3 protein-coding genes are annotated in these 2,926 nt (G+C 57.1%); all 3 read right to left on the bottom strand.

Annotated elements, in window-relative coordinates; all coding sequences use genetic code 11:
• Positions 1–532, bottom strand: a 532-nt coding sequence (locus tag E0F99_RS29500; protein WP_165447657.1) for a TonB-dependent siderophore receptor, incomplete at its 3' end; no start/stop codon positions are given.
• 129 nt (positions 533–661) lie between these two features.
• On the bottom strand, positions 662–2,404 hold the full coding sequence (locus E0F99_RS29495) for a phosphoethanolamine transferase CptA (RefSeq protein ID WP_083358690.1): 1,743 nt from the start codon (positions 2,402–2,404) through the stop codon (positions 662–664).
• A 151-nt stretch (positions 2,405–2,555) separates the two neighbouring features.
• On the bottom strand, positions 2,556–2,732 hold the full coding sequence (locus tag E0F99_RS30210; RefSeq protein WP_156795351.1) for a DUF6026 family protein: 177 nt from the start codon (positions 2,730–2,732) through the stop codon (positions 2,556–2,558).
• Positions 2,733–2,926 lie beyond the last annotated feature (194 nt).

Here is a 2,926-nt window from a genome sequence, read left to right as displayed (position 1 = left end):
GGACCATATTGACGGTGGCCGAGGGGTCGCCCGCACCGGTGGTTAAGCCCGTTGCGCCGCGTACCACTTCGATGTGGTCGTAGATGATGGTGTCTGAGTCCGACTTCATATAGCCGAAGGTATTGAGCATCCCGTCAATCTGGTAATTGGTGATGGCGTACCCACGGGACGAATAATAGACGCGGTCGGAGTCGTAGTGCTGGACGTTGACGCCGGTGGTCTGGCGTAACACCTCGGTCAGGGTATTGAGGTTGAAGTCATCCATCTGCTGACGGGTAATCACCGACACTGACTGCGGGGTGTCCTTGATGGACAGGTTGAGCTTGGTGGCGGTGCTCATCGAGCCTGTGGTGTAGGCCCCGGTGTGCTCGGTGGTGGTGCCCAGGCCTTCGGCGGTGATGCTGGTAGCACCCAGCTCAAGGGCTTTGGTCGGCGGGTGTTCGGGGGCGGTTTCGGCCAGCATGTCCGGGCTTACAACGGCGCCGAACAGGCCAAGGGAGAGGGTCATGGAACGGGTAAAGGGCGCAAACATCGCGGCAGACTCCTTGTCGTCTTTGAGGCCACCCCGGAAAGGGAAGGCCATGGCCCAAAAACGAAAGGAGGCGAGGAACTTTAGGCTTAAACGAGAATGATTGTTATCTTTATGTTGCGGCTGCCCTTGTTACTTGGCAACCACTTCGGAGACACCCGGTTTCTTCGGCATGAGCAGGCTGAAATCAATCAAGCCTTTTTTCTGGCCGATGTAGGGGTCGCCAATCATCAGCGGTCGCGGCTTGAAGCTGGCATTGACCAGGCTCTTGCTGCGGTCCCATTCATCGAAACTCAAACCGGCCAAGTCAGCCCAAGTATGAATCAATTGAGAACTGATGGAGGCGCGTTGCAAGTCGCTGGCAAAGCTCCAGTCGTGGGTTTCACGCCACTTCGGTGAGGCATAAGCCATGAACGGAATCGTATACATCGGTGCGGTTGGCTTGCCTTCATTACGCCCAAGGGTGCTGTGGCCGACCGAGTCGTACACGTCCTCGCCATGGTCCGACAGGTACAACAGGAAGCCATTCGGGTCGGCCTTGGCGTAGTCCTTGATCAGGCTCGATACCACGAAGTCGTTGTACAGCACCGCGTTGTCGTAGCTGTTGTAGATCGGCAACTGTTCATCGCTGATGCCGGCCGGTACGCCCTGGCGGTCGGTGAACTTGTCGAAAGTTGGCGGGTAGCGGTACTGATAGCTCATGTGGGTGCCCAGCAGGTGCACCACGATGAACTTGCGTTCAGTGGGGTCGGCCAGTGCTTTGGCGAACGGCGCAAGCACGTCGCCGTCGTATTGGCGGGCGTTCTGATTGCGGTTGTTATTGAGGTAAACCTGCTCGTCGGCTTGCTCGGAAAAGGTCGTGAGCATGGTGTTGCGCTTGGTCATTGTCTGTTGGTTGGTGATCCAGTAGGTCTTATAGCCCGCCTGTTTCATCACACTGACAATCGATGGCGTCTTGAGGTACAGGTCCGGGTTCTCTTCGTCGGCGAAGGTCAGTACCTGTTGCAGCGCCTCAATGGTATAGGGGCGCGGAGTAATGACGTTATTGAACACGGCCAATTGGTCGCGCAGTTTGTCCAGTTCCGGGGTGGTGTTGCGCGGGTAGCCGTAGAGGCTCATGCGCTGGCGGTTGGTGGATTCGCCGATCACCAGCACCAGAGTGGAAGGCTGGCCGGCCATGGTGTCCTTGAGGTTCTTCAAGGGCGGGATCTTGCTGGCACTGGTCAGCATGCCTTGCATACTGTTGAGCTGTTCGGTGTAGCGACGGTAGGCGACGATCATCTGCCAAGGCACCGCGGGTTCGACGCGGCTTTCGAAACCGTCGATGGCCAACTCCATGGTCGGGTTGGTCGCAATCTGTTTAACCAGCGGGTAACCGACAACGGCCAATACAATGGCGGTCGCTGCCAGTATCGCCTGGCCGCGGGGCAGGTAAACCGGACGCAGGCGGGACCACAGGAAAACCGCCAGGGCGGTATGGGCGATGAATGCCAGCACAATCCACCAGGCGAAGTATTGGGTCGCATACTCGCCAGCTTCAGAGATGTTCGACTCGAACATGATGAAGATGACGCTCTGCGAAAATTCCTGCTGGTAGATGAAGAAGTAACCCAGGCTGGCCATGGAACAGGCCCACAGCACCACACCGATCAAGGCGGCGAGCACGCGTGTTTGGCGGGGGAACAGCAACATCGGCGCCAACCAGAATGCACTCAGGAAGAACGCTTGGCGAAAGCCACTGAAACCGGAGGTGCCGGTCAGTTGGATCAAGAGCTGGGTGATGCCTGAGAAATACCAGAAAAACAGAAACAACCAGCCAAGGCCGGCCCAATCAAAACCTTTCGCAGACGTGGTGCTGCGTTTGAACATCGCCATCCAGCGCTCCAACCCCAAAAGTACCCGTCGTCGCACAGGAGTGCGCGCAACAGCGGGCTGCCACACGTGGGCGGCCCTATTCGGCGGGAGTATCGGGAGGCGAGTGTGAAAACTTCGTGAGTTATTCCTGAACGGTTTGTTCAGCTCACGTTCAGCAAAGGGCGGGCTGGGTGCCGGACGCTTGGCTGATTTGGGCTTGCAAGTGTGAGCGCAGGCGCAAGACTTCCTGTTGAAGCTGATCGCGCTCGTCTTTCAGCTGGCGCAACTCATCGCGACGGATGCTGACGTAGAGGGTCTGTGGCGGACGGGTCATCTGTGCTGTGCTCATTGCTTGCCTCGCAAATAGCCGGTAGATCGCGATGCCGGAACGCTTTGAAGACGCTCCTCGGCAACAGTCAGCGCAATTCTGAATTCTTTTTCGAATCAATGGAACTTTTTTATTTTTGAGGGTCGCTGTGACTTTTTCGGCAGTGATGCTCAAACGATGGCTACTTTTTTGTCATGAAACTACCCGGATCCGCT

The sequence above is a fragment of the Pseudomonas antarctica genome (assembly GCF_900624995.1).
In the GTDB taxonomy this organism is placed as follows: Bacteria; Pseudomonadota; Gammaproteobacteria; order Pseudomonadales; family Pseudomonadaceae; genus Aquipseudomonas; species Aquipseudomonas antarctica.
Note: the sequence above shows the minus strand (reverse complement) of the source record. Positions and strands in the feature narration are given on the sequence as shown.